23 protein-coding genes and 3 pseudogenes are annotated in these 26,940 nt (G+C 68.9%); 13 read left to right on the top strand and 13 right to left on the bottom strand.

Features of this window, described 5'->3' with window-relative positions:
- Positions 1-642, top strand: a 642-nt coding sequence (locus H613_RS0120245) for an enolase C-terminal domain-like protein (protein WP_026925219.1), incomplete at its 5' end; no start/stop codon positions are given.
- Positions 639-779, top strand: coding sequence for a hypothetical protein (locus tag H613_RS31120; RefSeq protein WP_156926158.1), 141 nt, complete (start codon positions 639-641; stop codon positions 777-779). The genes H613_RS0120245 and H613_RS31120, both read left to right, overlap by 4 nt.
- On the opposite strand, the gene H613_RS0120235 is transcribed toward H613_RS31120, so the two are convergent.
- Complete coding sequence (locus tag H613_RS0120235; protein ID WP_026925218.1) at positions 772-1,677, bottom strand: aminoglycoside phosphotransferase family protein; 906 nt, start codon at positions 1,675-1,677, stop codon at positions 772-774. The genes H613_RS31120 and H613_RS0120235 overlap by 8 nt on opposite strands.
- Before the next feature lie 752 nt (positions 1,678-2,429).
- Here H613_RS0120235 and H613_RS0120225 point away from each other — a divergent pair.
- From H613_RS0120225 to H613_RS0120215, 3 genes are all read left to right on the top strand, one after another.
- Positions 2,430-3,974, top strand: a complete 1,545-nt coding sequence (locus tag H613_RS0120225; RefSeq protein WP_026925217.1) for an HD domain-containing phosphohydrolase — start codon at positions 2,430-2,432, stop codon at positions 3,972-3,974.
- 217 nt (positions 3,975-4,191) lie between these two features.
- Positions 4,192-4,467 (top strand): DUF4242 domain-containing protein, encoded by a 276-nt coding sequence (locus H613_RS0120220; RefSeq protein ID WP_026925216.1) that lies wholly within the window; start codon positions 4,192-4,194, stop codon positions 4,465-4,467.
- Between the two features lie 3 nt (positions 4,468-4,470).
- Positions 4,471-4,839, top strand: coding sequence for a cupin domain-containing protein (locus H613_RS0120215; protein WP_026925215.1), 369 nt, complete (start codon positions 4,471-4,473; stop codon positions 4,837-4,839).
- Positions 4,840-6,219: 1,380 nt separating this feature from the next.
- Here the strand turns inward: H613_RS0120215 and H613_RS0120210 are convergent.
- Positions 6,220-7,182 (bottom strand): sensor histidine kinase, encoded by a 963-nt coding sequence (locus H613_RS0120210; protein ID WP_026925214.1) that lies wholly within the window; start codon positions 7,180-7,182, stop codon positions 6,220-6,222.
- On the bottom strand, positions 7,179-7,586 hold the full coding sequence (locus H613_RS27965; protein WP_084546804.1) for an STAS domain-containing protein: 408 nt from the start codon (positions 7,584-7,586) through the stop codon (positions 7,179-7,181). The genes H613_RS0120210 and H613_RS27965 overlap by 4 nt, the downstream gene beginning before the upstream one ends.
- A gap of 630 nt (positions 7,587-8,216) precedes the next feature.
- Between H613_RS27965 and H613_RS31115 the strand changes: the two genes are divergently transcribed.
- Positions 8,217-8,528 (top strand): sigma-70 RNA polymerase sigma factor region 4 domain-containing protein, encoded by a 312-nt coding sequence (locus H613_RS31115; protein ID WP_156926157.1) that lies wholly within the window; start codon positions 8,217-8,219, stop codon positions 8,526-8,528.
- 17 nt (positions 8,529-8,545) lie between these two features.
- On the opposite strand, the gene H613_RS0120195 is transcribed toward H613_RS31115, so the two are convergent.
- The 4 genes and pseudogenes from H613_RS0120195 to H613_RS0120180 form a co-directional block, all read right to left on the bottom strand.
- Entirely contained in the window at positions 8,546-10,567 is a 2,022-nt protein-coding gene (locus H613_RS0120195; RefSeq protein WP_026925212.1) for a TIM-barrel domain-containing protein, read from the bottom strand.
- A 7-nt stretch (positions 10,568-10,574) separates the two neighbouring features.
- Positions 10,575-10,700 (bottom strand): annotated as a pseudogene (locus tag H613_RS32685) (carbohydrate ABC transporter permease); the annotation flags it as partial.
- Between the two features lie 166 nt (positions 10,701-10,866).
- The gene (locus H613_RS0120185) at positions 10,867-11,874 is read right to left on the bottom strand and encodes a LacI family DNA-binding transcriptional regulator (RefSeq protein WP_051393616.1); all 1,008 of its coding nucleotides are present in this window, start codon (positions 11,872-11,874) and stop codon (positions 10,867-10,869) included.
- 113 nt (positions 11,875-11,987) lie between these two features.
- Positions 11,988-15,611 (bottom strand): LamG-like jellyroll fold domain-containing protein, encoded by a 3,624-nt coding sequence (locus tag H613_RS0120180; protein WP_026925210.1) that lies wholly within the window; start codon positions 15,609-15,611, stop codon positions 11,988-11,990.
- A gap of 373 nt (positions 15,612-15,984) precedes the next feature.
- Here H613_RS0120180 and H613_RS0120175 point away from each other — a divergent pair, with 373 nt between their 5' ends.
- Positions 15,985-17,757, top strand: coding sequence for a ricin-type beta-trefoil lectin domain protein (locus tag H613_RS0120175; RefSeq protein ID WP_026925209.1), 1,773 nt, complete (start codon positions 15,985-15,987; stop codon positions 17,755-17,757).
- Positions 17,758-17,924: 167 nt separating this feature from the next.
- Here H613_RS0120175 and H613_RS32950 read toward each other — a convergent pair.
- A pseudogene (locus tag H613_RS32950) lies at positions 17,925-18,146 on the bottom strand (integrase core domain-containing protein); the annotation flags it as partial.
- 87 nt (positions 18,147-18,233) lie between these two features.
- Entirely contained in the window at positions 18,234-19,007 is a 774-nt protein-coding gene (locus tag H613_RS29540) for an IS3 family transposase (RefSeq protein ID WP_156926155.1), read from the bottom strand.
- A gap of 387 nt (positions 19,008-19,394) precedes the next feature.
- On the opposite strand from H613_RS29540, the gene H613_RS27955 reads away from it, so the two are divergent.
- Entirely contained in the window at positions 19,395-20,303 is a 909-nt protein-coding gene (locus H613_RS27955; RefSeq protein WP_084546802.1) for an alpha/beta hydrolase, read from the top strand.
- A gap of 70 nt (positions 20,304-20,373) precedes the next feature.
- Here the strand turns inward: H613_RS27955 and H613_RS32680 are convergent.
- Positions 20,374-20,601, bottom strand: a pseudogene (locus H613_RS32680) (transposase family protein); the annotation flags it as partial.
- A gap of 72 nt (positions 20,602-20,673) precedes the next feature.
- Here H613_RS32680 and H613_RS0120155 point away from each other — a divergent pair.
- Together H613_RS0120155 and H613_RS0120150 are read left to right on the top strand one after the other, a co-directional pair.
- On the top strand, positions 20,674-20,991 hold the full coding sequence (locus tag H613_RS0120155; RefSeq protein WP_026925208.1) for a recombinase family protein: 318 nt from the start codon (positions 20,674-20,676) through the stop codon (positions 20,989-20,991).
- Positions 20,964-21,500: a recombinase zinc ribbon domain-containing protein gene (locus tag H613_RS0120150; RefSeq protein ID WP_026925207.1), complete on the top strand. Its 537-nt coding sequence runs from the start codon at positions 20,964-20,966 to the stop codon at positions 21,498-21,500. Before H613_RS0120155 ends, H613_RS0120150 begins: the two co-directional genes overlap by 28 nt.
- Before the next feature lie 366 nt (positions 21,501-21,866).
- Here the strand turns inward: H613_RS0120150 and H613_RS0120145 are convergent, their stop codons facing one another.
- Together H613_RS0120145 and H613_RS27950 are read right to left on the bottom strand one after the other, a co-directional pair.
- Positions 21,867-22,400, bottom strand: a complete 534-nt coding sequence (locus H613_RS0120145; protein WP_051393614.1) for a cyclophilin-like fold protein — start codon at positions 22,398-22,400, stop codon at positions 21,867-21,869.
- Between the two features lie 151 nt (positions 22,401-22,551).
- Complete coding sequence (locus H613_RS27950; RefSeq protein WP_051393618.1) at positions 22,552-23,742, bottom strand: MFS transporter; 1,191 nt, start codon at positions 23,740-23,742, stop codon at positions 22,552-22,554.
- 147 nt (positions 23,743-23,889) lie between these two features.
- Between H613_RS27950 and H613_RS0120135 the strand changes: the two genes are divergently transcribed.
- The 3 genes from H613_RS0120135 to H613_RS0120125 all read left to right on the top strand — a co-directional run bounded on the left by H613_RS0120135 (position 23,890) and on the right by H613_RS0120125 (position 26,468).
- A complete protein-coding gene (locus tag H613_RS0120135; RefSeq protein ID WP_026925205.1) occupies positions 23,890-24,786 on the top strand; it encodes a helix-turn-helix transcriptional regulator in 897 nt (298 codons plus the stop codon).
- Between the two features lie 239 nt (positions 24,787-25,025).
- The gene (locus H613_RS0120130) at positions 25,026-26,048 is read left to right on the top strand and encodes a zinc-dependent alcohol dehydrogenase family protein (protein WP_026925204.1); all 1,023 of its coding nucleotides are present in this window, start codon (positions 25,026-25,028) and stop codon (positions 26,046-26,048) included.
- A gap of 9 nt (positions 26,049-26,057) precedes the next feature.
- Positions 26,058-26,468, top strand: a complete 411-nt coding sequence (locus H613_RS0120125) for a (R)-mandelonitrile lyase (protein WP_026925203.1) — start codon at positions 26,058-26,060, stop codon at positions 26,466-26,468.
- Between the two features lie 99 nt (positions 26,469-26,567).
- On the opposite strand, the gene H613_RS27945 is transcribed toward H613_RS0120125, so the two are convergent.
- Positions 26,568-26,940, bottom strand: a 373-nt coding sequence (locus H613_RS27945) for an RICIN domain-containing protein (protein ID WP_035738763.1), incomplete at its 5' end; no start/stop codon positions are given.

Raw genomic sequence — 26,940 nt, 5'->3', positions numbered from 1 at the left:
GCCGACCTGGACGACGACCGGCGGCGCCTGACGATCGCCAGGGAGATCATCGGTTGGGACGCCAAGCTCATGATCGACGCCAACCAGGTCTGGGACGTCCCCGAGGCCATCGAGTGGGTGCGGGCGCTCGCGGAGTTCAAGCCGCACTGGATCGAGGAGCCCACCAGCCCCGACGACGTGCTCGGCCACGCGGCCGTGCGCCGCGCGGTCGCGCCGATCGGCGTCGCCACCGGCGAGCACGGCATGAACCGCGTCCTGTTCAAGCAGATGCTCCAGGCCGAGGCGATCGACTTCCTCCAGCTCGACGCGGCGCGCCTGGCGAGCGTCAACGAGATCATCGCCGTCTACCTGCTCGCGGCGAAGTTCGGCGTCCCGGTCTGCCCCCACGCCGGCGGCGTGGGGCTGTGCGAACTCGTCCAGCACCTGTCGATCTTCGACTTCGTCGCGGTCTCGGCCAGCCTGGAGGACCGCGTCACCGAGTACGTCGACCACCTCCACGAGCACTTCACCGACCCGTGCGTCGTGAAGGGCGGCAACTACGTGCTGCCCGAGGCGCCCGGATATTCGGCCCGGATGCACCGCTCCTCGATCGAGGCGTTCGCCTATCCCGACGGCGGGCAGTGGGCGGGGCGGCCCGAGTGATCGTCGGCGCCCACCGCCACGTCTGGGACACCCGTCTCCTCGCCTACGCGTGGTCGGAGTCCGAGACCGGTCTGCCCCGCGTCCACCTGCCTCACGGCGCCGCCGATGAGAAACAGCTCCTGAGCGGGGTCAGGTGAGGAGTCGCCGCAGCGTGGCCTCGCCGAAGGGTTTCCAGTTGGCTTTGCCTCCGGCCCAGCCCATCTCGCCCGAGTAGCCGACCTCGATCTGGAGGAGGGCCCGGATGAGGCCCCAGCCGCGGGAGCGGCGGATCAGGGGCTCGTCGGTGAGCGGGTAGTGCGCGAAGCAGGCTTCGGCACCGCCGTCGGGCAACAGGACCCACGCGGCGGCGAGGTCGTCGGCGGGGTCGCCGGCGCACAGCTCGCCGAAGTCGATGACGCCGGAGAGGACGCCGCCCGTGGTGAGGACGTTGGCGGAGTGGAGGTCGGCGTGGATCCACACCGGCGGGCCGTCCCACAACTCGGCCGCTGCCGCGTCGGCCCAGACCTTGCGCAGCCGCGGGACCTCGGTGTGGAGCGACGTCATCGCCGGGTACTGCTCGATATTCGCGAGGCGCTGCTCGACGTAGGCGGTGATCGCATCGAGCGGGCGGCCCCGGTGGCCGTCCACAGGGGCGTCCGCGGGCGCCGGCCGGTGGAGCGCGGCGAGGAAGCCGGCCAGGATCTGCGCCGACGGCTCGACCCGCTCGACGGGCTCGTGGTCGGCGGGGGCGCCGGACACCCAGGTGACGACAGTCCAGTTGCGGGGGAAGCGGTCCGAGCCCTCGCCGAGGCGGACCGGTCGCGGGACCGGCAGCGGCAGTCCCTCGGGGAGCCGCGGCACCCACGCGTACTCCTTGGCGAGCGGCGCAGCGGCACCCTCGACACGTGGGATACGCACGGCCAGGTCGTCGCCGAGCCGCCACATTCGGTTGCCCCAGCCGCCGACGACCTCGCGCAGTTCGAGCCCGGCCAGGTCCGGGTGCTGTTCTTCGAGCATCGAGCGCACGAGGGCTTCGTCGATCACCAAGTCGTCCAAAGGGGCACCTCGTTTCGCAGGACCGGCCCCAGCCGGTCGCGGACTGTGGAGCCTGAGCCTACTGGCCCAGGCACGGTTGCAGCCATGCGTCGTTATTCACACGGAACGGTAACGACGCGATCACGGCAGCCTTGGCGAGGATGTCGGCGATCATCCTGTGGCCCGAGGTTTCGAGTCCCTCAGGTTCAAGGACGGCTCCTGACACCGGTCGTTGGAGGGCACCGTCGCCTCCGGGCGAGTCCTCCGCACGACCGAGCGCGGCGTCATTCGATGGTCATGCGGATGCCCAGGGCGATGCCGCGGGCGGTCGCGTAGCCGATGGCCGGGCCGTTCTCGGCGATGCCGCAGCGGATCGCAGCCGAAGCCCTCACCGGCCTCGCACGCCGATTGAGGATGTCAGTGGTGGTTTCGGCTCCGAAGCCGCCCGCGGATCGACGACGGAGTGCCACCGCCGTCAGGATGACGATCCAGCTTCCCGCGACTGACCAGGTCGTGCACGCCCTGCTTGGTGATCCCGAGCATGGCCCCGGCCACCGGATACGGCACCCGGGCGGCGGTGGGGTGACCGACGCGCCACGCCGTGGCCTGGCCCATCGGCGTGCGTCGCCATTCCACTGGCGGGTCGAGCAATGTCGGTCGCGCCTTGCGGGCTCGGTGCGCAGGCGGCCGGGACAGGCTCACTGGGTTGCCGCTTCGACAGTGTGCGGAGTTTCCCACCCGCTCGGAATCGGCCATTCGGGTACGCTGCACGCATGAATCAGCGCGGCGGGGTGCGCCTCGCAGAGGTCCTCGGGGCCATGTCTCTCGCGGTCGACCTCGGTCTGGGCCAGCCGATGGGACATGTCGCCAGGTCTTGTCTGCTGGCGCAGCGGCTGGCCGCACTGGCTGGCCTGCCGGAGCGCGATGCCGATCTCTACCACGTGGCATTGATGGGCTGGGTCGGCTGCATCGCCGACTCGTATGACGCTGCCGCCCGGTTCGGTGACGACATTGATTACCGTGCCGACGTTTACGACCTCGACATGCGTCCGCTGCCCTTCCTCGGTTACCTCCTGCGGCGAGTGGGGCCCGGCGAGTCGGTGCCCAAACGGGTCGGCCGTGCCGCTGCGCTTGTGGCGACCGGGGCCAAGAGCGTCCAGGAGTCGCTGCGCGCACATTGCCAGGTCACTGAGCAGATCGCTCGCCGTTTCGGGCTTCCCGAGGCGGTCTGCGCCTCATTGCGCCAGGTGTTCGCTCGCTGGGACGGCAAGGGTCTGCCGCCGAAACTGGGCGGCACGGACATCTCGGTGACGATCCGCGTGTGGCACATCGCCGATGTGGCCGAGGTCCACGACGCACGCGGGGGCGTCCGCGCCGCCGTCAAGGTGATCCGGGACCGGCGTGGCACTCAGTTCGACCCGCAGCTCACGGACCTCTTCTGCGCCCATGCGGACGAGCTGATGGCCGCCTTGCCCGAGGATGTGGACGAGACGTGGACGGATCTGCTGGCCGCCGAGCCGGCCACCGCACGGGAGCTGTCGGACGAGGAGTTGGACGCCGCGCTGGAAGCCCTGGCCGACTGGGTGGACCTCAAGTCGCCGTACTTCACCGGGCATTCGCGGGCCGTGGCCGAGCTCGCCCGTCAGGGTGCGCGCCGGTGCGGCCTGACAGAGGACGATGTCAGGCTGGTCCGGCGCGCGGGGCTGGTCCACGATCTCGGCCGGATCGGCGTGCCGAACACGATCTGGGACAAGACCACAGCGTTGACCCCGGTGGAGATGGAACGGGTCCGGCTGCATTCGTACTACACCGAGCGGATGCTCACCGAGCCGAGGGCGATGGCCGCCATCGGCCGGGTGGCCGCAAGCGCACACGAGCGTCTCGACGGTTCGGGGTACCACCGCGGCCGCACTGCCGGCGACCTGCCCGCGACAGCGCGCGTCTTGGCCGCCGCGGACTGCTACCGGACCAGCATCGAAGAGCGGCCGCACCGCGCCGCCAAGGACCCGGCCGCAGCGGCCGACCGTCTGCGGCGCGAGGCCGCGGAGGGACGACTCGACACCACCGCGGTGAACGCGGTCCTGGCCGCGGCCGGGCAGCGCCGGTCGAGGTCGCCGATGGGCCCGGCCGGTCTGACTCCCCGGGAGGTCGAGGTGATCGCCCTGCTGGCCAAGGGGCACACGAATCGGCAGATCGCCCGCGCGCTGTCCGTGGCGCCGAAGACGGTCGGTAACCACGTCGAGCACATCTACACCAAGATCGGTGTCGGCACCCGCGCCGCGGCGACGTTGTTCGCCATGGAGCACGGCCTTGTCTGACGGTGCAGACTGCCAGATCGCTGAAGCATCGGACGCTGAACCGGCACGGCGCGCCATGGCCGGGTTCCAGCGGCCCGACCGTGCGTCGGCGCTACCACGAATCGCTGCCGGGTCATAGGGCGTTCGCCTCATGACACGGGCTCCCCGAGAGGCGACAGTGGAGATGTCCCGTCATGCGGCGGCCGCCTGGTCGCCCGGGAAGCGATAGGAGAAGACCATGCCGAAGTATCTGATCCGGCGCGAGGTCCCCGGGATCGGCGACCTGAGTGCCGACCAGCTGCACGATATGTCCGCGAAATCCAACGCCGCGCTCGGCCAAGTCGGTGAGGGTGTCCAGTGGGTGCAGTCCTACGTCACCGGCGATCGCCTGTTCTGCGTCTACAACGCGGAGAGCGAGGAGAAGATCCGCGAGCACGCCAGGGTCGGCGGTTTCCCATGCGAGGAGATCACCCAGGTCCGCGGGATCATCGACCCGGTCACCGGCGAGGGCTGACCGGTGGACCTCAATGCGAGGAGCTTCGAGGCTCCCGATGACTCCCGGCCCTTCGAGCACGGCCACGTGGAGGTGGTCGTGCTCGAAGGGCGAGCCGTGAGCAGGATGACCTTCGAGCCCGGATGGCAGTGGTCTGAACACGTCCGGCCGCTGGTCGGCACCGAGTCCTGCCAGGTCGCCCATGTCGGTTACCTGCTTCGGGGACGTCTCGCGGTCCGCATGGACAACGGCACCGAAGCGGTCGCCGGACCGGGGCAGGTGGTGATCGTGCCGCCCGGTCATGACGGCTGGGTGGTCGGTGCGGAGGAGTGCGTCATGCTCGACTGGGGCGGAGACGACTACGCGCCCACCGCGGGACTCACGCGCACCTGACGCGGAGATCCGGCAGGTCGGGTGCGGGCACGGGTCACATACTCTTCGACCCGCCAAGCCTCGGAACCACATCCGGCCTCGGATCCCGAACGGTCCCGTGCTCGCGCCGAGAGAGCCGCCGGAGGAGGCGGTCGCGCACGCCCTGCGGGGCCTCGGCCAGGCGGCATGGCGGTATAAGGCGGTCATCCGCCTGCACGCGCCCGCTGCGGCGATGGCCGAACCGCTGCCGCGCCGCCTTCGACCGAGTGCGGTGGCCCGGCGCCGCCGAGCCCGGACCCGCCGATCGGTCCTGGACTCCACGCAATTGTGACCGTGCACACAATATCGTTCAGTCGATGTCGTTCTCGTCCCATCGACCGAGCCGGCCGCGTCCCCCAATCGGACCAATCGGTCCATCCGAGGCTCGAAACAGAGACGAGTGGTTCGATTCGGCGCCATAGGGGCGCTACCCGGCAGTCAGGGAAAACGCATACAGCCCGATGCCAAGCGCTCCCAAACGTACGGGCCACTCCCTGACAACTGGATTTGACCTGCAAAAAGACCGCATTCTATAGTTGCGCGGAGCTGTAGGAACTTCGTGAGGCGCGACCGGCCATCCGGCACGACCGCAGCGCAGACCTGCGGGGCCCACACGAACACCGACGGCCTCACTGCGAGGCCGGTCGCATGTGCATAATGATCCAGCCGATGAAGGGCGACTTCTCTTTCCGCTGTGGCAGAACCGGTTTCGGGGACATAGGCCAGTGGGGACACGGCAGCGGCAAGGCCGGATCTCGATAGCGCAAACAGGGATACGAAATGATCGCCGTGCGCCGCGGGGCGATCGGAGAGTATGCAATCGCGGATGACACAGCCGCACCCTCATAGCAGCGCTCCCGGCCGACGGGGAGCGGTGGTGTGGCAGGTTCGCACAGGCGGGTTCGACTCCCGTCCATACCGCGGAACGACGCCCCGGCGCACAGGCGGCCGCATGCGACCGACAGCCGCTTGCTGGATCACCGCGGCTTCTTCGGCCTCGGGCACCGACGACCCCGGTCAAGGCGGTCGCCGTTGTCAAGCCTACGGCGAGGTCTCGGCAACGAAAGGCGGCCACCAAGGCGATGGCGGGGCCCGCCCCCTTCAGGGTCGGCTCGCGCCCATGGGTGCGGGCGAGAGGGGACCGCTGAGACCGGCCGAACACGAGATACCCGCCTGCGACCGGCCACAGGCGTTCACACGGTCGTCGTCGACCTGACCATCGCTTATCTGCACACGCCACCGCAGGCAGACGTCCTACTGGAACAGCTATCAGGCCCCGATTCGAGCAGGGCGGACGCCTCAGGCAGAACATCACGTCCCCGGAGCGTGGCTCCGCGTGCTGAACCGTTCCGCCACGCGGTCTCAATGAGTCGTCTCGGAGCGGGTGTTCCCGAGGCGGAGATAGACCCGGACGGTGGTGCCGCCCGGCCCAGTGTGCATGCGGACCAAGTCGGCGATCCGGTTGACCAGGACCAGGCCGCGGCCGTGGCGCTGGTCGTCGCGGACCGGCAGCCGCCCGGCCAGCGGGTCACTGATATGACCTGCATCACTCACATCACAGATCAGGTGCGTGTCATCGGTCCAGAGGCGAAAGGTGCCGATGCCGCCGCCGTGGTGGATGCTATTGGTCAGCAGTTCGGTCACCGCGATTTCGAGATCGACGAGCTGGAAGTCCGCCAGTCCGACTCTGCGCCCATATGAAACGACGAACCACCGAGCGTTGTCGAGCGTGGTGCGGTCGGCCGCGCGTTCGATGGCCGTCTTCGGCGCGGGCTCGAGCGGCCGGTTGTAGTCGGTGGTGATCCGGTCCGGGTCGTACCGGTCGCTCGTCCGACTGCCGGTACGGTCGATCAGGACCGGGTGAGTGGCCCTGGCATCGGCGATCACTCGCGGTGCGAGCCCCGAGAGGTCATAAGGGCAGAGGATCGTGACGTGGCGCCCGCTGAATGCCCGGTTGATCAGCGCCTCGTGCTGGACACAGGCGGGGTACTCCAGTTCGGTGCGCCCCGGCCAGATCGGCTCGCCGATGATGTGCACCCGCTGGTCGGTGTGGGCGTCGGCGAAGGCCCGCAGCACGCTCGGGATGATCGTGCCCGGGTTAGCGCCGGCCTCGGCCATGTCGATCAGCAGCACCTTCTCCGAGAAGGGGCCCAGGGCCTCGCGTAGCCGGGCCAGGTTGCGCTTCGGTACTGCGGCCGCTACCGGCTCCCCCGCCGAGAGCGCACCCTCAATGAACGGGACGGTGGCCGACAGGTACTCATCGGCGCCGGCGTAGAACAGCGCCGGATGCTCGAACCCATTCCCTCGGGCGGCCACCGCGCTCATTGGTCTCCTTTGATCCTGATCGCATCCGCCTTGTCGGGCCACAGCACCTGTAGCACCCGATGCAGGCTCGGCGGCGCGCCATAGACCAGGATTCGCTGCCCGGCGCCCGCGCGACCCGCGGCGTCCACGAGCAAGGTGACTCCGCGCACGTCAATGAACGTCAGCTCGGTGAGGTCCAGGTGCGCCTGTTCACCCCGACCGGTCACTTCCCGCAGGGCGATCTCCCAGTCGTTATGGCCGTTCAAATCGATCTCTCCGCTGACGCGAAGACCGGGGGCGACGCAGTCGCACTCAGTGATCCACAGTCGCTTGTCGGCAATGTCCGGGTCTGCTCGCTCGATATACGGCCTTGACATCGGTGTTGAGTGCGCCATCGGCTGTTCATCGGCCGGGTGCTCGGACATGGCAGCGCCTCCCCGTCGACTTTCCCGCTGAACCAGACCTACCTCTGACAGACATCCTGGACCCGCTGTAGCCCTGAATGCTACCACTACTGAACCTCTTTCAACTTGCGTGACCTCGAGGTCGTTGAGCACGGTGGCGGCCTTGTCGCGAGAGCGAAGTGCGCCATGCCGATCGCGGTACTGGGCGGCCTTCGCGACCCGCCGTCAAGGGCCTCAGGGCTCAGATTCTCCGGCCGCCTCCTCGGCCCGCTCGACCGCAGACCGATTCGGCGTCACCAGGGAGCCCGAGTCAGGCGCTCTGCCCGGGCCGCATTGGCTGAGTCGGGTGGGGACGGCATGAGGGCCTTCTGACCTGGTGTGCATCACTGAATGACACGCTCGACCGGAAAGGCCCTCGATGCGCCTGCCGATGCCCTGTCGCCCCGACGGGCGACCTTCGCTCGGACTCGCCAACCGGCGCCCGCGAACAGCGGCCATCACGCTGCAGGGCGGTAGCGAAAACCTTCTCGCCCAGCGGCACTGAGACCCTGGGCCGCGTGACCGTAGCGCCGCCACGGTCACGCGGCCCGGGACCATACTTCGCTGCGCCCGGTCACAAGCGTTCACAAAGCCGAGCTAATACTCGCTAATTTGAACACGCCACCGCAGGTGGACGACCTGACCGTTCGCCTGTCCGGCCCGTGCCTCGGCAATCGTGACGCCTCTGGCCCCGCCTGGCGCTCCGGCGGCAGTGCCGAACTCGCCATCAAGGACGTGACGCAAAAGCGCCCCCGTCCTCTCGCCCGGCGCCTCTCCGTCGGCCAACGGACAGCGCTCGTCGCCGCATTCGAGTCTGGAGTAGAGCAGAAGAACCTCGCCGTCCAATACGGCATCAGCGTCCGCAGCGTCAAGCGCCTGATCCGCGCAGCCGGCGACGCGGGAGCAGCCGCTCTTCACACATGATCGTTCTGACGGACGCTTCAGAGGGCGTCGATGAGTTCGGGCAGGGCACCGTCGCGCGTGAACACCGGGATCCGCTCGATCGGGGCGTGCACCGTCAGCCATTGGCCGCCTTGGTGTTCGGTGCCGGTGTGGAGGTCGGTCCAGACCGCTGCCGCCGGGAGATAGACGCGGCGGCTCGTGGCATGGGCCTCCACGACCGGGGCGATGAGGAGGTCGGGGCCGAACATGTACTGGTCGGACAGGTCCCAGCAGGTCGCGTCGGCGGGGAACTCGTGGAACATGCCGCGCATGACCGGCTGGCCCGACTCGTGCGCCTCGGCCATGAGTCGCCTGGTGTACGGGCGCATCGCCTCACGCAGGCGCACGTAGCGGGCGAGGACCCCGTAGACCTCCGGCCCGAAGCTCCACAGCTCGTTCGGGGCGCCGGAGTGGCAGCGCGCCGTCCCGTCGGCGGCGCGGACCTCCTCGGACGGGGACCGGTCGCCGTGCATGCGCATGACCGGGCAGAACGCGCCGAACTGGAACCAGCGGACGAGCAGTTCGCGGAAGGCCGGGTCCTCGATGTTCCCGCCCGCGAAGCCGCCGATGTCGGTGGTGAACCACGGGATCCCGGCGACGCCCATGTGGATCCCGGCGGTGATCTGGCGGCGGAAGTCCTCCCATGTGGAGTGGATGTCGCCCGACCACACCAGGGCCCCGTAGCGCTGGGATCCGGCCCAGGCGCAGCGGACGAGGTTCACCACCTCGTCCTGGCCCGCGGCGCGCTGGCCTTCGTAGAACATGCGCGAGAACGCCTGCGGGTAGAGGTTGCCGACCTGGACGTTCGGTCCGAGGTGGTAGCGGTAGTTGTCGAAGTCGTAGACGCCGTACTCGGGTTCGGCCTCGTCGAGCCAGAAGACCTTGATCCCGAGGTCGTGGTAGTTGCGTTTGACAATCCCCCAGGCCGCCTCGCGGGCGCGCGGGTTCGTCACATCGAGGAACATGCTCGGCCCGAGGAAACCCATCTGCACGTCCAAGCCCCGCTCGGTGCGCACGAGGAGGTTGTCCTGCTTGAACGCCGCGAAGTGCTCCGACTCGAGCGAGACCTGCGGCCAGACCGAGACCATCAGCTCGACCCCCATCTCCTTGAGCTCGGCGACCATCGCGGCCGGGTCGGGCCAGAACTCCTCCTCGAAGCGGAAGTCGCCCATCTTGGGCCAGTGGAAGAAGTCCGCGACGATGACGTCCAGCGGCAGGCCGCGCCGCCGGTGCTCGCGGGCGACCTCCAGGAGTTGCTCCTGGTTCCAGTACCTGAGCTTGCACTGCCAGTAGCCCAGGCCGTACTCGGGCATCACCGGGGCATGACCGGTCGCGTCGGCGTAGGCGGCGCTGATCTTCGCGGGCGTGTCGCCGGCGGTGATCCAGTAGTCGAGCTGCTCAGTGGCCTCGGCGACCCATTCGGTCCGGTTGGCCGCGAACGTGGCCGAGCCGATCGCCGGGTTGTGCCACAGGAACCCGTATCCGGCGCTGGAGACCACGAAGGGAACGCTGGCCTGCGAGTTGCGGTGCGCCAGTTCGAGGGTCGAGCCTTTGAGGTCGAGGATCGCCTGCTGGTACTGGCCCATGCCGTACAGCTTCTCCCCCGCGGCGGGCTCGAATGCGGCCCGCAGGCGGTGCGCGCCGCCGGGCAGGGGGCGGAACTCGCGGGCGGTGAGCTTCAGCGCGCCGCCGCTGCCGAGCTCGCGGAGCACCGTGCGGCCCTCGGCATCGCGGAACTCCAGCGAGCAGCCGAAGACGTCGTAGCCGGTCTGCCAGTCGTAACCGCCGTGCGCGCGCAGGACCGCCGTGATGCCGCCGTTGACGATCGTCGCGGTATCGCCCTCGACCTCGATCGCCACGTCCGTCGGCTCGGGTTCCAGGAGCGCGAAGTCGGTGTCGGTCACCTCGCCCGCTCGGGTGCTGCGCACCCGCAGCCCATCGCGGCCCCAGGCCTGGACGACGAGCGTCTCACCGTCCCCGCGCCAGGTCACGGCGTCCTTGGCCGTCTCGAATACCGTCATGCGTTGGTCACTCTCCTCTGTATTTGACCGCGTCGGCGGTCACGCCGGCTGCGATGTGCTTCTGCGCCATGACGAGCAGGACCGCGGCCGGGACGGAGGCCGCGACGGCGGTCGCCATCATCGGGCCCCACTCCTAGTTCTGCGCTCCGTTGAGTCGGAGCCACCGGCGCGGCGCTGACCCGAGGGGTTTCAACAGTCAGCGAACCGGTTCGCTGACGACGATGCCATGATTTGGCGACTCCGTCAAGGCGAATCGGTTCGCTGCCGATGCGACCGCGGCAACGCGCCCCCTTGCGGTGTTACGCGAGGGGCGCCACGCTGGATTTCTCCTCCAGATGCGGCGTGACGAGCTGCCGCTGTACGGGGCTGTCAGGCGCTGCGAGACGTCTGCACAGCAGCTCGACGGCGGCCTGGGCGACGGCGGTCGACTCGGACTCGACGGCGGTGTACGACAGCACGTAGAGCCGCGCGAGTTCGGCCGAGTGCAGCGAGACGACACTGCGGTCGGCGGGCACCTCGAGCCCGAGATCGCCCAGCACGAACGGCAGCATCGCGACCGCGGCGTCGTTGTGGATGAGCAGCGTCCGCGGCTTGGCCGGATCCTGAAGCACCGTGCGGAGCGTCGCGCGCACCTGCTCGGGCCCGACCGGCACGGGCACGGGCACGAGCCGGAGGCCGCGCTCGGCGGCCCGCCGGTACGCCGAGCGCTCGAACCGGGTCGCGTACGTGGAGCCGCCCTTGTACAGCTCGTCGGGCCAGCGCACGAACATCGCCTCGCGGTGACCCGCGGCGGCGACATGGTCGACGAGCATCGTTGCGGCCGAGCCGAAGTCGAGGTCCACTGCGTCGACGCCGCGGGTGTCCTCCGGCATCCCCACCAGCACCGAGGGAAAACCGGACTGGCCGATCGGTTCCAGGCGGGGGTCGCCCTCGACAACGTTGAGCAGGATGAGGCCGTCGACCTGCCGGCCCGAGATCGCCCGCCGCACCGCCTCGGCGCCGTCCGCCTCCGTCAGCAGCATCACCGCGTAACCCCGTTCGCGGGCCGCGTCCGAGAGGGCGACGAGGTAGGTCGCCAGCGCGGGGCTGAACTCGGCCTCGTGGAAGCGGACGACGATGCCGAAGGTCATGGTCTTGGCGGTGGCGAGAGCCCGGGCGCCGGTGTTGACCGAGTACTCGAGTTTGGCGATGGCCGCCTCGATCCTGGCGCGCGTCTCGGGGGTGACGTATTTCCGGCCGGTGAGGACGGATGAGACGGTGCTGCGCGAGACACCGGCCTCACGTGCGACGTCGCCGATGGTCGCCACGCCGTCTCCTTTCGCCATGTGTGCCGGGACCGGCCAATTGTACCGATCCGATCCGCCGAGACGGAGCGCTCGGAGGCGGCCGACGGCCTGAGCCATCGGCCGCCCGAGGCCGGTCAGCCGAACAGCGGCGTGAGGGCGACCTGGTCGAGGTTGGGGGCGTACCGCGAGCGCAGCAGCACGTCGGGCCACGCCTCGGAAGCGTAGCTCTCGCCGTCGAACTGCGGCTTCTCCTCCCCGCTCACGACGATCTCGTTCACTCCCTCCTCCAGGTCGACCGGCACGGTGAGTTCCCAGAAGTTGTTCTCGTGGAACGAGTGCGGGAAGATCACGCGGATCGGCTCGGCACCGTTGACCGACACGAGCGCGTACCGCGCCACCGGGTCGGGGTTGTAGTGCGTCGCGGGAGACTGCTCCTGGTTGGAGTAGTGGAACGTCAACGCGTACCGCCCGGACTCGGCTGCTTCGACCGCGTCGAAGGTGAGCGTGTTCCCGTTGCCGGGCTCGCCGCCGACACCCACGACCGCCGCGCCGCCCGAGGCGAGCGACAGCTCGGCGGACTCGGCGGTCCCGGCGAGCTCGCCGTCCTCGGCCTCGTACACCGTGGATTCGAGGGCGTCGGACGGGGCGACGGTGAGCCGGTCGACCGTGATGCCCCTGGCGCCCTTGGCTCCGTGGACGACGATCTTGTTGACGCCGCCGAGGAGGAAGGCGTCGACCGTGCCGTCCTTGCCGGTCTTGACGGTCTCGCCGTTGACCTCCAGTTCCACCTTCCTGTCGCGGTCCAGGTCGACATCGAGCAGGGCGGCGGCGTCGGCGGGCGAGTAGACCCAGAAGGTCGCGGAGGCGCCCTTGGGGACCGAGGCGCCGCTCGTCTCGTCATAGACCGGTTCCGCGCCGTCCGCGAGTTCGGCGAACTCGGCCTCGTACACGTCGTTCGCGTGCTCCGGGTTGGCCAGCGACAGGTCGATCTTGTCGAGGATGACGTCGCCGCTGATCGCGCCGTCGCCGCTGCGGCTCCGCGTGGCCAAGGCGATCGTGTGGTCTCCGGCGGTCAGGTCCACGGTGGTGTCGGCGTGGTCCCACACCACCCACTTGTAACCCAAGGGAAGGAAGACCTCCTGTTCGGTCGCGGGATCGCCGTCGACGCTGAGGAAGAGGTTCGTCGGCCCCTGATCCCGCACCTCGGCGTCGGTGTTGAGGCTGCTGGCGAAGACGCTGAGGTCATAGGTGCCGTCCTCGGGCACGTTGACCTCGAACTCGAGCGCGTTGTCCGAGCCGGTGCGCATGCCGCCGACGCTGTAGCCGCCGGACGTGTAGAACTTCGAGACGTTCGAGGGCGAGCCTTCGGGGCCGTTGACGTTCAGGCCCGAGCCGACGAACTCGGCGTCCTCGGCCTCGTACGCGGCCTCCCAGCTCGTACGGGGTTCGGCCGCGGTGCCGTCCGAGTCGCCCGGGGTCAGGATGATCTCGTAGGCCGATTCGGCGTCGAGCTGCGGCAGTCCCTCCGAGCCGAAGCGGATCGCCGCGCCGCCGTCGGTGACGGGGAGGTCGAGTTCGGCGATGGTGTCGGGCTGGGCCGAGTCGCCGATCTGGCCGCTCCAGCCGATCTCGCGCACGACCGCCCGGACCGTGTCGCCGAAGACCTCGGACGGGACGTTGTCGAGCTTGAGCTCGGAGCCGCCGCCCGCGCCGCCGAGCAGGACCCGGCCCTGCGCCAGGCCGGTATCCAATGTGGCGACGCCTTGGAGCGTGTAGCTCTCGCCGGGGTGCGGCGGGGTCACCTGGACGGTCTGGCCGCTCATCTGGCTGTAGGCGTGCAGCAGCCACCACTGCCCGTTGGCGCGGTTGGCCTGCACGGCCGAGTCGGACAGGTTGCCGTCGATGTTCCAGTAGGCGATGTCGCCGTAGGCCTTGGAGTCCTCGAGCGCGGAGACCCACTGGATCATCTGGCCGGGCACCGACGTGTGGTAGTTGAAGGCGTATTCGCTGATGTTGATCGGCAGCCGCGTGCCCTCGTAGGCGGTGCCGGCGAAGAACTCGGCCTCCCAGCCCCGGTACTTGTCGACGTTGGACCGGATCTTGGCCGGGTCCGACAGCTCGTGCCACACCATCGTGTCGGGAACGGTGCCCGCCTCGATGGCGTGCTCCATGAAGCCGTAGACCTGGTCGTAGAGCACGCTGGTGTTCGGCCCGCCGATGCGGGCCTCGGGCAGCACCGAGTGGATCGTCTCGTAGGCGCGGTCCCAGGCGTCGAAGTAGTACCGCGGGTCGCTCAGCCAGCTCACGCCGTTGTAGCTCCACCGGCCGGTGCCGAACATGTTGCCCTCGGGCTCGTTGAACGGCATGAACACGACGTTGTCCCGCTGCTCCGCGGGGAGGGTGGCGACCTGCTCGGCCTGGAGGCGGATCTTCTCCAGGTAGGTGTCGAGCTTCTCCTCGGGCGTGTCGCCGGGCCACTGGTAGGGGAAGCCCCGGTGGATGTCGGTCATGTAGATGTAGACATCGCCGTTCGAGGCCTCCACCAGTCCGGGGAGCACTTCGAGCGCGTCGGCGCCGGGGTGCTGCGGGCCGTCCTGGGCCTTGGTCGAGACGCTGGCGAGGTCGATGCCGTCGATGAGGTTCGCCGAGGGCAGCCCTTCGTCGTAGAGGCCGTACAGGGTGCCGGAGGCACCGCCGAGGAAGTCGCCGGTGGTCTGCCCGAAGTCGACGGTGATGGCGTCGGCGGCCACTTCGACGTGGGCGGTGACCTCCAGGCCGTGTCCGGCGACGGTCCCGGACACGGTGAAGGCGCCGGGCTCGGCGTACCGCTCGGGAGGGATCTCATCCCAGGTCAATCGGACCGTGCGGCCGATGCCGTCGCTGAACGAGGCCGGGGCCGCGCCCGGAAGCTCCGGGGCCTCGCCGGCGAGCGTCCGCACCTGGAATTCGCTCTGGTCCAATGACTCCAGAACAGGCAGTTCACCGCCGTAGAGCTCGGCGATCTGGGCGGCGTCGAGCGCGGTGTCGTAGACCTGGAACTCGTCGACGGCCCCGTCGAAGAACGGGTGCCCGTCCCAGAACGCCTTGCCGATGAAGCCCGAGGTCGATCCGTTCGGGTCGTGCATGGTCGCGGCGAGGTCGAGCCGCGCTTCAGTGCGGCCGACTTCGAGACCGTTGAGGTAGTAGACGAGTCGGTCGCCGTCGATCGTGGTGACGACCTGGACCCACTCCCCTGTCGGCAGTTTTCCGGTGCCGTCGACTCCGACCTCGGCACCGCCGTCGACGGGCTTGATCGAGGAGCGGTTCGTGGCCGGCCCCTGGTAGGACGGGGTCACGAAGGTGGCGCGGTCCCGGTCGCGGCCGAGGTTGTAGAGCCATTGGAAGTCCGGGCCGCCGTCCCAGCGCATCCAGGAGGCGATGGTCATCTGGTCGCGGCCTTCGAACAGGCCGTGCGGGACCTCGACGTACGGGGCCTCGGCGGACGAGGCCGCGCCGCCGGTGAGGTCCAGGGCGGTCGAGCCGTCGGAGCGGCCGGGCACCGAGGGGGCCTGCCCGGCGTTGACGATCGTGCCGTCGAGACCCGACGGCGACAGATCGTCCACAATGCCGTCCGCTACTTGTCCTTCCTCGAAGGAGTAGGACAGGATCAGATGCTCATCGAAGGGGGCCGCCGCGGCGGGAACCGCCGTCAGCGGAATGATCGCGGCCGCGGCGATCACACTCGCCATCCGCGCGGCCGGCCGTACTCGTGCGCTCATCGCGCCTCGCTCTCGTCGTTGAGAAGTTCGCCGGCGGGCCGGGCACCGATGGCGGCACGGGTACACGCACTCGCCCGAATCGACACAGCGAACCGGTTCGCTGATTACCATACCGGTCGCACATGCCGGCAGGCAAGAGGCGAACCGATTCGATCATCGATCGGACCACATCACTCCCGCCTTCGCTTCCATCGCATTCGAAGTGATCATAGGTGCAGGTAAACACAGCATTATCGCAAAAAACATACTCATTGACACTAATCAATCTCCTCGTTATCATGACAGCGAACCGGTTCGCAGCCTCGCTCACTTCAGAGCCCTTGGCTTCCGGACCGAACGCTCCGCTCAACCACACCGCAATGAGGAGTCCTCCATGCCACACACGACCGACAGATGGGACCGCCGACTCGCCGCTCACCTGGTGATCGGCCTGCTCATCGCCGTCTCACTCATCACCTCGGCCTCACGCCCCGCACAGGCCGCCGACGAATCCATCGCCGTCGACTTCGCCGTGACCGGCGGGACGCCGACCTACCGGGCCTCCGGCTGGATCTACGGCATGACCGAGGACGGCTCCGGACCTCCCGATCACTTCTATGAGGACGTCAACTTCCAGTACATGCGCGCCGGCGGCGCGCAACTCGACCGTCCCGGCGGCTGGGTCTCGGGCCGCTACGACCGGCGGTGGAACGCGACCGAAGCGCAACTGGAGCGCACCCGGGAGCTGGGCGGCGAATTCATCCTGCTGCTGCACGACCTGTGGGGGGCCGACGGCTACCCGATCTCGCGCTACCCCGGCGACGGCGGCGACTGGACCGACTACGACGACTTCCTGGACCGCGTCATCGAAGACGTCCGGGCCACCGGCGAGCCGGTGCAGTGGGACCTGTGGAACGAACCGAACATCTCGCTGTTCTGGGACCGCCCCCAGTCCCAGTACTTCCAACTGTGGGAACGCACCTACGAACGCATCCGGGCCGCCTTCCCCGACCATCTGATCGTCGGACCGAGCTGCGCCTGCGTCCCCACCACCACGAACGCCTGGTGGGGCCAGTACCTCGACTTCATCGACGCCAGCGGCACGGTCCCCGACATCATCAGCTGGCACTCCCTGCCCGGCGACCCCGTCGCCAACGTGCGGGCCGCGAACATCACACTGGACTCGCGGGGCATTCCGCACCCGCGCCCGTACCAGATCAACGAGTACGGGGCCCCCGACGAGCAGAACCCGGGCGACGGGTCCTGGTACATCGCCCGGCTCGAACGCGCCGGGGCCGACGGCCTGCGCGCCAACTGGGCCAGCGCCGGCAACCTCCACAACGACCTCGGCAATCTGCTCACGCACAATGCGAGCGGACAGTACCAGCCGAAGGGCGAATGGTGGGTCTACCGCTTCTACGGCTCGCAGACCGGGACGATCGCCAACGTGATCCCGAGCCCGGCGTATGACGCGTTCGCGACCACCGACGACGGAATCGCCAAGGTCCTCGTCGGCGGCGGTGGCACGACCGGCAACATCGCGGTCGACCTCCGGAACCTGGACGACACCAGCGGCATCGTACAGAACAACCAGGTCAGAGCCGTTGTCGAACGAATCCCCTACAACGGCGGCGGCGCCGTCTCGGGCCCGGTCACCATCCAGAACACCGTGGTGACCCTGTCCGGGAACGGCACCACGATCAACCTGCCGCACAGCAACGCCGACGAGACCTTCACCATCACGCTCCTGCCCCCCGACACGGCCGGCGACACCGGCGGGGAGTTGCGCGCGGTGGCGGCGGACAAATGCCTCGATGTGCCGCATGCGACGACCGAGCCCGGCGCGCGGCTGCAGATCTGGGACTGCTGGGGCGGAGCCAACCAGCAGTGGACCTACAACGAGGCGGGGGAGCTGACGGTGTACTCCGGAGATGATCGACGATGCCTGGACGCCTACAACTTCGGCACGGACAACGGCACGGCGGTGGTCACCTGGAACTGCACCGGCGGCGTCAACCAGCAGTGGAACGTGAACGGCGACGGGACGATCACCTCGGCCCACTCCGGGCTGTGCCTGGACGTCAGCGCCTACGCGACCGCCAACGGCTCCACGGTCCACCTGTGGACCTGCCACGGTGGCAGCAATCAGCAATGGAGCCTCCGATAGGAGGGTTTCCGGTCCCGATTCGGTGAATCGGTCCTGACGAGCGAGTCTTGCATGAGACTCGCTCGTTTCGCCTGGTATGACAAACGAACGCGCTGGCCACCCTGACTTGATTTTCAAGTGCCCCGTGAACAGGACTGGGCAGCGTGTTCGGTGCGGCTGTCGGTGGGTCAGGACGGACATCGCAACCAAGGGGTGGTCATGTTCGGGGGCCAAGCCGTGCTGCGACCTCGGGAGTTCACCCCGAAAAGGGGACACCGTTCAAACGGTTGATGGGACTGTAGCGAGTCGCTGTTCGTACTCGACCGGTGAGCCGTAGCCGAGTGCGAATGTCGTCTCTTGAGATTGAACCAGTTCAGGTACGAGAACACCTCCAAGCGGGCGGTGTCGGCGTCGGCGAACCGCCGCCGGAGCCGACGAGCTCGCGTTTGAGCGAGGCGTGGAAGCTCTCGGCGAGGGCGTTGACGCTCCTATAGTTGTCAAGTCGCCAGTTGAGTGTCACGGGTCAGACCAGTGGAACAGGACTTCCGGTCCCCGCCGGGACCGACCCCATCATCCTGACAGTCGGCCGAGGTGCCGACCGCGCCGCGCGAGCGGAGGACTCCGTTGGCCTCGCAGAACTGTCTGAACAGGAGCGACGCATACTGAGGCCCGTTGTTCGAGTGCGCAATAACCCCGTCCAGCGTGCCGCGAAGCCGCCGGACGGCTTCGAAGGCGTCGACAACGGCTTCAGCCCGCATGTGGTCGGTGATCGTCCAGCCGGCGACCCGCCGCGAGCACAGGTCAATCGCCGTCGTCAAGTACAGGAACGACCCGTCCGCGAGCGGCAGGTAGGTGAGGTCGGAGACGTACTTCTCGCCCACATGATCGGCGGTGAAGTTCCGACGCAGCCGGTCGGGCACCGCGGCGGCCTCGGGGTCGGCAACGGTCGTGACCGGCCACTTCGGCTTCCAGGCCCGGCCCTCCAGCCCGCCCTCCCGCATCAGGCGGGCCACACGCTTCTCGTTGACGGCCATGCCCTCACGCCGCAGCTCGACGGTGACGCGCGGCGAGCCGTACCGCTCCTTCGACGTCTTCCAGACCCGCACGATGTGCTCGAACAAGGCCGCGTCGGCCTCCTTGCGGGCACGGCGAGCGTCCTTGATGTTTCTCCACCGGTAGTACTTCGAGCGCGTCAGGCCCAGCGTCGCGCATATCCATGCGACCGGCCAGACCTCGCGGTGCTCCTCGACGAACCCGTAGCACTCGCTCAGGTCGTCGGATCGAGAAAAACCGGGAACGCCTTCTTCAGGATCTCCCGCTCGGCCCGCAGGCGGGCGTTCTCTCGCTCCAGTTCACGAACTCGCTGCTCCATCACGGCCTGGGACGCTGCCTGAGGCCACCTTGATCGCTCCTTGCAGCCGAGCCTACCGGCCCAGCGATCGAGGTGTCCCCCTCCAAGGACGAAGCTCCCTGGGGATATTTCACGGGATGCAGTGCCTGTGCCGCCTTGGCGACGTTCGGCGGCCAGGGCGTCGACCGCGCGATCGCACGTGGCGGCGTGGCGACCGAGAGACTGGTCACTACTGGCGCGTACCGGCTATGCTCAGCGCCGAGCAAGGACATCGCGTCTCTTGGCGCATCGCCCGAACGGAGAGCTTATGACCACGGCCTCGGCCACCAGCGACGCACCCGCGGCGCCCGAGCGGCACGGGATGACGCCGATCGAGATCCCCGCCCAGCCCGACGCGATCGAGCTCGGAACCGGACAGCTGCCGGAGGCTTCGGCACCAGAGGCATGGCACAGCGAGTACGGCAGCATGTTCGCTCGCAACGTCAGCACCGCCACGCTCACTCCTTTCCTGCCGGATCCGGCCAAGGCCACGGGCACCGCCGTGATCGTGGCTCCGGGCGGAGGATTCATGTCCCTGTCCATGGAGAACGAGGGCTGGGACGTTGCGCGCGCGCTCGCGAACCGCGGCGTTGCCGCCTTCGTGCTGAAGTACCGGCTCAAGCCGACCCCGGAAGGTCTTGACGACTTCGCCGCGGCGATCAGGGCGATGCTGGCCGGACCGCGCCCATCGGATCGGCATGACCCAGCCACCGCGCTCCGCGCCCTGGACCCTCAGATCGCCGACGCCCGCGCAGCGTTCGCGCTCGTGCGCAGCCGAGCGACCGAGTGGACGATCGATCCCGAGCGCGTCGGCATGGTCGGCTTCTCCGCCGGTGCCATGCTTACCGTCGCCACCGCCCTTGTCGGTGAGGATGCGAACCCGGCATTCATCGGCGATATCTACGGTCCGCTCGCGGCGTTCGAGGTACCCGAGGACGCGCCGCCGCTGTTCATCGCACTTGCCGCAGACGATGGGCTGATGGACCCGAGCGGGTTCCCCCTTGTCGAGAGCTGGCGCGCTGCCGGGCGGCCCGTGGAGCTCCACTTCTACGAGCAGGGCGGGCACGGGTTCGGTATGTATCCGAAGGAGACGACCAGCACCGACTGGTTCGACTCCTTCGTGAGCTGGATGAGAATGCACGGTCTGCTCGAGCGCGCTGAGCCGACATCCCCCTGACGCCACCTTCCTCGTTCCCGTACTGGTCGCCCAACGGCCCGTTGACCTTCCTGGCGCCGACAGCCGCGAGGACCGCCTGCGGCGCGTCCCGCGCCCACCGCTCGATCGCCGCGATCGAGTTCCGGCCCGCCAGCATCGCCGCGCAGGCCAGGGCCACCGTCGCTCCGAACGGGTGCCGCACCCCGCGACTCGACCTGGGGTCGGGAATCCGCGCGACATGCCCGGCGAAATCAGCCCACCAAACATCGAGCGTGAGAGTCTTGTCCCGCAACGGTCTCCTCCTGACGACAGACCTCATCCATCGTCTTCAACGAGGGAACCGTTGCTCCAGCTGCGGCCAACACCAGCGGAAACAAAACCCGAACCGACTTTGCTTACGCCCTGCCTCCGCGCCCTCGCCTACTACCGCGTCTCCACCAAGAAGCAGTTGGAGACCGACTACGACCCCGACGGCAACTCGATACAGACCCAGCGCACCGACTGCCACACTACCGCCGACCGCTACGGCTACGACGTCGTCGACGAGTACCTCGAACCCGGCAACAGCGGCACCTCGGTCACCAAGCGCCCGGTATTCCAGAAGCTCTCGAAGCGGGTCGCCGAGTCAGGCGACATCGACGCGGTCATCATGTACCGCTGCAACCGCATCTTCCGCAATGAATGGGACGCCGCCATCACCGGCCACTGATCGAACCCGAACTGTTCGCACAGGTCCAGGACGTCCTCGCCAGACGACACCGGGGCACCCGCGACCAAACCTGGAAGCACTACCTCAAGGGCCTGATGTGGTGCGCACGCTGCGAGGGCCGCCGCGTCTTCGAACCCGCCCGCTCTCAGGACGGCCGCCCGCACTTCTACTACCGCTGTATCAACCGCCAAGGGGGCGAATGCGACCTCCCCCGGTTCCGCCTCACCGTCATCGAACACGCCGTCGAAGCCCACTGCGCGACCATCGCCGTCACCGAGACCGAGCGCGCCGAAGTCCGCGCCGCCCTCCGCGAAGCGCTCGACGCCCAGCTCTCGACCACCAAGGCACTCCGCCAGCGCCTCCGAACCGAGATGACACGGTTGGACAGCCGCGAGGACGCCTACCTCGAACTCGTCGGCGACCTGAACTGGCCCAAGGAAAAACTCACCAAGAAAATGCGGGAGATCAACCTCGAACGCCAACTCGATACAGTCCCATCAACCAACTGAAACGGTGTCCCCAATTTGGGGTGAAGTCCCCAGGTGGCCTCGCCCGAATTTCCGGGCTCGGCATAGCGGGCGATGATTTCGTGGATTTCAGCGCGCGGGCGCGCGATCGAACCGGCAGTCCGTGTCCGGTACCTGTCAACCTCCGTGAGTCAGGCTTTTCGGTCGCGTTGCCAACACGAGGTCGATGGTCGTGCGTGGTGCCTCCGGTTGAGGTGGGTTGATCCAGGCGGCGTCAGCGAGGCCGCGCCGACGGCGGCGGCGCCCACCCCGGCGGCCTTGAGCGGGCCGCTTCGGTCGATGGGGAGGCCGGATTCGCGCTGTTCCCTCATGCCGGTCGTTGCTCCTTGCGTAGTCGTCCTGTCGCCGTCATTCGACGATCTCGACGGTGATGTCCTCGCCCTCGAGCCGCTCGAGCTTGTCGAGAGAGGCGTCGAACGTGCCGATGTGGAGGGTTTGGTCGGAGTAGCCGACGCCCTCGGTGTCGTAGTAGAAGCCGAGATTCCCCCAAGGGACGAAATAGATCAAGTCGCCGTCCTCGGGATCGGAACCCGGAGAGCCCTCGTACGCCAGCTCGCGAGGCAGGTAGCTGATCTTCTCGCGCCCGTTGAACTCCTGGACGCCGATCGTGAGCGGCAGCATCGACAGGAAGTCCCGGGCGGCGGGACTTTCCTCGCCGATCGTCACGTCGACCGAGGTTGCGTCTGAGGTGAACCTGACGACCGTGCCGACGACATCGCCGGTCACCGCACCGGTCTCACTTCCGGTCGCGCCGGTCGGGGCCGAGTCTTCGTCGGTTGTTTCTGGTTCGGATGCGGTGCCCTCGCCATCACCGGTCGAACTCGTGCACGCGGCGAGGGTGAACAGGACCATCAGCGCGCGAGCGGCGGCGAAGCGTTTCATGTGACTCCTCGGCGGATCAGTCGGTTTCGGTCACGGGTTCGTCCCCTACCCCAGAGAATCACGCGTTGACCTGTGTCGGGATATCTTCTCGATGCAGGTACTCGCAAGGCATCCCACGTCGGGGCCGATGCGGTTAGCCTGAGCTGCCGGGTCAATCGCGGGCGGCGAGCAGTCCCAGGGGCAGGAAGTAGAGCGCGGCGATGGCGGTGCCGACCAGGATCGGCCCGGTCGCGCCGAGTGCGGTCTCGAGGGCCATGCCGGCGAACCATGAGCCGACGGCGGTCCCGAAGTTGAACGCCGAGGTGCTCAGCGCGGAGGCGAGGGTCGGGGCTCGGTCGGCGTATTGGACGGCCTTGCCGATCAGGACAGGGTTAGTGGCCATCCCGAACAGGCCGAGGAGCCCGATGAGCACCACCGCGGCGATCGGTATATGAGAAAAGATGCTGAGCAGGCTCAGGACGGTGAATGTCGCCGCGGCCGCGGTGAACATGAGCGCGAAGGGCCGCCGGGCGCCGAGACTCCCGCCGCCGAAGGACCCGACCAGCGCGCCGAGGCCGTAGACGACGAGGACGAGCGGGATCGCCGAGGGCGCCAGGCCCGTGCTCTCGGTCAGCAACGGCGCGATGAAGCTATAGGCGGCCAGCGACGATCCGCACACGATCGCAGCGGAGGCGAACACCAGCCACACGCGGGTGTCGCGCAGGCTCGCCAGCTCGGCACGGACCGACGGCGCCGGTTCCCCGCTCCGGTCGGCGGGCACAAACCGGTACACCGCCGCCGCACCGGCGACGGCGAGCACCGCGAGGACCCAGAACGGTCCCCTCCAGCCGATGCTCTGGCCCGTGAGCGCGCCGAGCGGTACGCCGAGGACGTTGGCGAGCATCCCGCCGCCGAGGACGACGCCGAGCGCGCGCGAGCTCGCGGCCGGCCCGGCGGCGCGGGCCGCGACCACCGCGGCCACGGCCCAGAACGCCCCGGTCGCCAACGCGGTGGCGAACCGGGCTGCAAGGATGAGCGTGAAGTCCGACGCCGCGGCGACCACAAGGTGCCCGGCGGCGAATACCAGTAGCGACACGGCAAGCGCGATCCGCCGGGGCAGACGCAGGGTGGCGACGGCCATCAGCGGTGTGCCGACGATCATGCCGATGGCGAACACGGTGATCGTCAAACCTGCCGAGGCGACCGTGACACTGAGATCGGCGGCGATCTCGGGAAGGAGGCCTGCCACGAGGAACTCGGTGGTGCCCATCAGGAAGGTGCCGGCCCCCAGCAGGTAGACGAGGGCCCGCCGCCGTGCCGGGGTCTTCGGGACCGGGGCGCGGTGCAGGGTATCGACGGTCATGGTGGTCACGCTCTATCTGTCGCTGGTGGCGGAGCGGGCGCGCTCCTCCGTCCACCAGACCACGGGCCGCGGTGGCGCGGGAGTCCCGCTGGTGGGAGGTACGCGGAGGGACCCCCTGCGCGGCCGGGGGCATCGTAGTGTGGAGGGATGGACAACCGGGTGGAAGTGCGCGAGTTCCTGACCTCGCGGCGTGCCCGAGTGCGGCCCGACGACGTCGGGCTGCCGCCGGGGCCGAGGCGGCGTGTGCCCGGGCTGCGCCGCGGCGAGGTCGCACTGCTGGCGAACGTGAGCGTGGAGTACTACACCCGATTGGAGCGCGGTGCGATCGCCGGCGCCTCCCCCGAAGTCCTCGACGCCGTCGCGAAGGCGCTGCGACTCGACGAAGCCGAGCGCGCCCACCTGTTCGACCTCGCCCAAGCCGCCAGCCCCGTCGCCCGCCCGCCGCGGCGGCGCGGCACCGCTCAGTGGACCCCGCACCGGAGCCTGCAATGGGCGCTGGACGCGGTCACCGCCGGTCCGGCGTTCGTGCGTAACGGCCGCATGGACCTGCTCGCGGCGAATCCGCTCGCGCGAGCGTTCTACAAGGACGTGTACGACATGCCCGGCTCGGGCCCGAATCTGGCCCGGTTCACGGTGCTGGACGCCCGCGCCCGCGAGTTCCATCCCGACTGGGACGGCGCCGTCGACGTGGTCGCACAGATCCTGCGCAGCGAGGCCGCGCGCGATCCGCGCAACAAGGACCTGCACGACCTGGTCGGTGAGTTGTGCACGCGCAGCGAGGAGTTCGCTGGCCGCTGGTCGGCCCACGACGTCCGCCATCACGGCACCGGGTTCAAAACCTTCCGCCACCCGGTCGTCGGAGAGTTGACCGTCGCGTACGAGGGCTTCGAGATGGCGGCCGAGCCGGGTCTGACCCTGACCCTTTACACCGCCGAACCCGGCTCGGCCTCCGAGGAGGCCCTGCGGCTGCTCGCCTCATGGTGGGCGAGTGAGTCCGCCGTGAACGCGGACCGGGCCAGTGAACAGCCGCGCACCCAGTCCTGACCGTCCGCGTCGGTCGGCGTTCCCCGGCCGGTTCGGACTGGGTAGGGGCGGGGACGGCCTCGGCGAAGGCCCCGGCGAGGTTCCCGCGTTCGAGCCGCGCATGGTGGTCCATCGATCCAGGCTACGGCCGCTCCGACCGGTGAGGGGTGCCCTGCCGGTACCGCTTACGACAAGGCGCCCCCGACCGCTCCGAACTCTGTTTGGATGGGAGGAGTCGACCTGCAGACAGGAAGAGCACCATGCGAGGAACGATCATGCACGCCCCCGGGGACGTCCGCTTCGAAGCGCGGAAGGACCCGGCCGTCCTCCTGCCCACCGATGCGGTCATCCGCGTCGCGGCCACCTGCGTGTGCGGGTCGGACCTGTGGCCCTACCGGGGCGTCCAGGACGTCGCCGCGCCGATGCCGATCGGGCATGAATACGTCGGTGAGGTCGTGGCCGTGGGCGACGCCGTCCGAGACATCATGCCCGGCCAGTTCGTCGTCGGCTCCTTCGCGGCCTCGGACAACACCTGCGCGATCTGCCAGGCGGGGTACCAGTCGCACTGCGTGGAACGCGAATGGATCGATCCGCTGGGCGCCCAGTCGGAGTACCTGCGCGTTCCACAGGCCGACGGCACCCTGGTCGCCACGCCCGGCACACCGGACGCCGATCTTGTCCCGTCCCTGCTCGCGGCCTCCGACGTGCTCGGCACCGGCTGGTTCGCCGCCGACGCCACGCAGGCCGGCCCCGGGAAGACCGTCGTGGTCGTCGGCGACGGCGCGGTCGGCCTCTTGGGCGTGCTCTCGGCGCGGCAGATGGGCGCCGAACACGTCATCGCCATGTCCCGGCATGAGGACCGCCAGCGGCTCGCAGTCGAGTTCGGTGCCACGGACATCGTCACCGAACGGGGCGACGCGGGGGTCGAGAGGGTCAAGGCGCTCACCGACGGCCTCGGCGCCCATTCGGTCATCGAAGCGGTCGGGACGCAGGAGTCGATGCTCCAGGCGATCCGCTCCGCGCGCCCGGGCGGGCACGTCGGCTACGTCGGCGTCGCCCACGACGTGACGTTGCCGGGTGAGGAGCTGTTCTTCTCCGGCGTCCACCTCCACGGCGGACCGGCCCCCGTGCGCCGGTTCCTGCCGGAGCTGATCGACCTCGTCTGGCGCCGCGAGATCGACCCGGGCAAGGTCTTCGACCTCGAGCTGCCCTTGGCCCAAGTCGCCGAGGGGTACCGGGCGATGGACGAGCGCCGCGCCGTCAAAGTATTGCTGCGACCGTAGGGAGAGGTCATGGAGTTCATTGAGCCGCAACCGACCAGCAAGGCCCCGGCCGAATGGTTCACCGGCGACGTCTGGTGGGACGTCATCATGGCCGGTGACGAGCCTTCCCGGATGCGGGCGAACTGGGTCCGCTTCGCACCGTGCGCGCGCACCGACTGGCACTCGCACGCGATGGGCCAGACCCTCCACATCGTCGCCGGGATCGCCCTGATCGGCACCCGCGACGGCACCGTGCTCAAGGCGCACGCCGGCCAGACGGTGTACACGCCGCCGGGTGAGGAGCATTGGCACGGGGCCGCGCCCGACCGGTTCATGACCCACCTGGCCATGTGGGAGAGCCCGGGGCCCGATGCCGGACCGGAGACGACCTGGGGCGACAAGGTCACCGACGAGACCTACCGCGCCGCGCACGGGTCCTGAACCGTCTGAACGGGAGGGCCGCGGCCGGGCACCGTTCGGGTCGGTGTCCGGCCGCGGCCGCGGGGGTCGTGCTCCTCGCTGTCGCGAATGCGGGCGTGGTCAGCCCATGAGCCAGAGTTGGTTGTCGCCGCGGTTGCAGGGCCACTGGTTCGCCGTCGCCCCTTGGGTGGTCGAGGCGCCGTAGATCTCCAGGCATTGGCCGGAATGGGTGGCTTGGAACTGGTAGACGTCGCCGTCGCGGGTGACCTGCCAGAGCTGGTTGTCGCCGCCGTTGCAGGTGCCCTGGTTGACCGCGGCTGCGGGCTCGGTGCTTTGGGACCAGACGTCGGCGCACAGGTTCGAGTGCCGCACCTGCAGGACCGCGTCGGTCCTGCCCAGGGGCGCGTCGAAGATCGGCCAGCCGTTCGCGAAGGTCAAGCGTCGAATGTCGAGCGTTCCGCGGCCGTAGTTGTCGGCGTCGTAGTAGTGGTAG

Source organism: Glycomyces arizonensis DSM 44726 (assembly GCF_000482705.1).
Classification (GTDB): domain Bacteria; phylum Actinomycetota; class Actinomycetes; order Mycobacteriales; family Micromonosporaceae; genus Glycomyces; species Glycomyces arizonensis.
This window is presented reverse-complemented; position numbering and strand designations above follow the sequence as displayed.

What these genes read in the sequence shown, in the direction of transcription:
- H613_RS0120225 (WP_026925217.1), top strand. Translation starts at nt 2,430, where the DNA reads ATGAATCAGCGCGGCGGGGTGCGCCTCGCAGAGGTCCTCGGGGCCATG.
- H613_RS0120220 (WP_026925216.1), top strand. Translation starts at nt 4,192, where the DNA reads ATGCCGAAGTATCTGATCCGGCGCGAGGTCCCCGGGATCGGCGACCTG.
- H613_RS0120210 (WP_026925214.1), bottom strand. Translation starts at nt 7,182, where the DNA reads ATGAGCGCGGTGGCCGCCCGAGGGAATGGGTTCGAGCATCCGGCGCTG.
- H613_RS27965 (WP_084546804.1), bottom strand. Translation starts at nt 7,586, where the DNA reads ATGTCCGAGCACCCGGCCGATGAACAGCCGATGGCGCACTCAACACCG.
- H613_RS0120195 (WP_026925212.1), bottom strand. Translation starts at nt 10,567, where the DNA reads ATGACGGTATTCGAGACGGCCAAGGACGCCGTGACCTGGCGCGGGGAC.
- H613_RS0120180 (WP_026925210.1), bottom strand. Translation starts at nt 15,611, where the DNA reads ATGAGCGCACGAGTACGGCCGGCCGCGCGGATGGCGAGTGTGATCGCC.
- H613_RS0120175 (WP_026925209.1), top strand. Translation starts at nt 15,985, where the DNA reads ATGCCACACACGACCGACAGATGGGACCGCCGACTCGCCGCTCACCTG.
- H613_RS27955 (WP_084546802.1), top strand. Translation starts at nt 19,395, where the DNA reads ATGACCACGGCCTCGGCCACCAGCGACGCACCCGCGGCGCCCGAGCGG.
- H613_RS0120150 (WP_026925207.1), top strand. Translation starts at nt 20,964, where the DNA reads ATGGGACGCCGCCATCACCGGCCACTGATCGAACCCGAACTGTTCGCA.
- H613_RS0120145 (WP_051393614.1), bottom strand. Translation starts at nt 22,400, where the DNA reads ATGAAACGCTTCGCCGCCGCTCGCGCGCTGATGGTCCTGTTCACCCTC.
- H613_RS27950 (WP_051393618.1), bottom strand. Translation starts at nt 23,742, where the DNA reads ATGACCGTCGATACCCTGCACCGCGCCCCGGTCCCGAAGACCCCGGCA.
- H613_RS0120135 (WP_026925205.1), top strand. Translation starts at nt 23,890, where the DNA reads ATGGACAACCGGGTGGAAGTGCGCGAGTTCCTGACCTCGCGGCGTGCC.
- H613_RS0120130 (WP_026925204.1), top strand. Translation starts at nt 25,026, where the DNA reads ATGCGAGGAACGATCATGCACGCCCCCGGGGACGTCCGCTTCGAAGCG.
- H613_RS0120125 (WP_026925203.1), top strand. Translation starts at nt 26,058, where the DNA reads ATGGAGTTCATTGAGCCGCAACCGACCAGCAAGGCCCCGGCCGAATGG.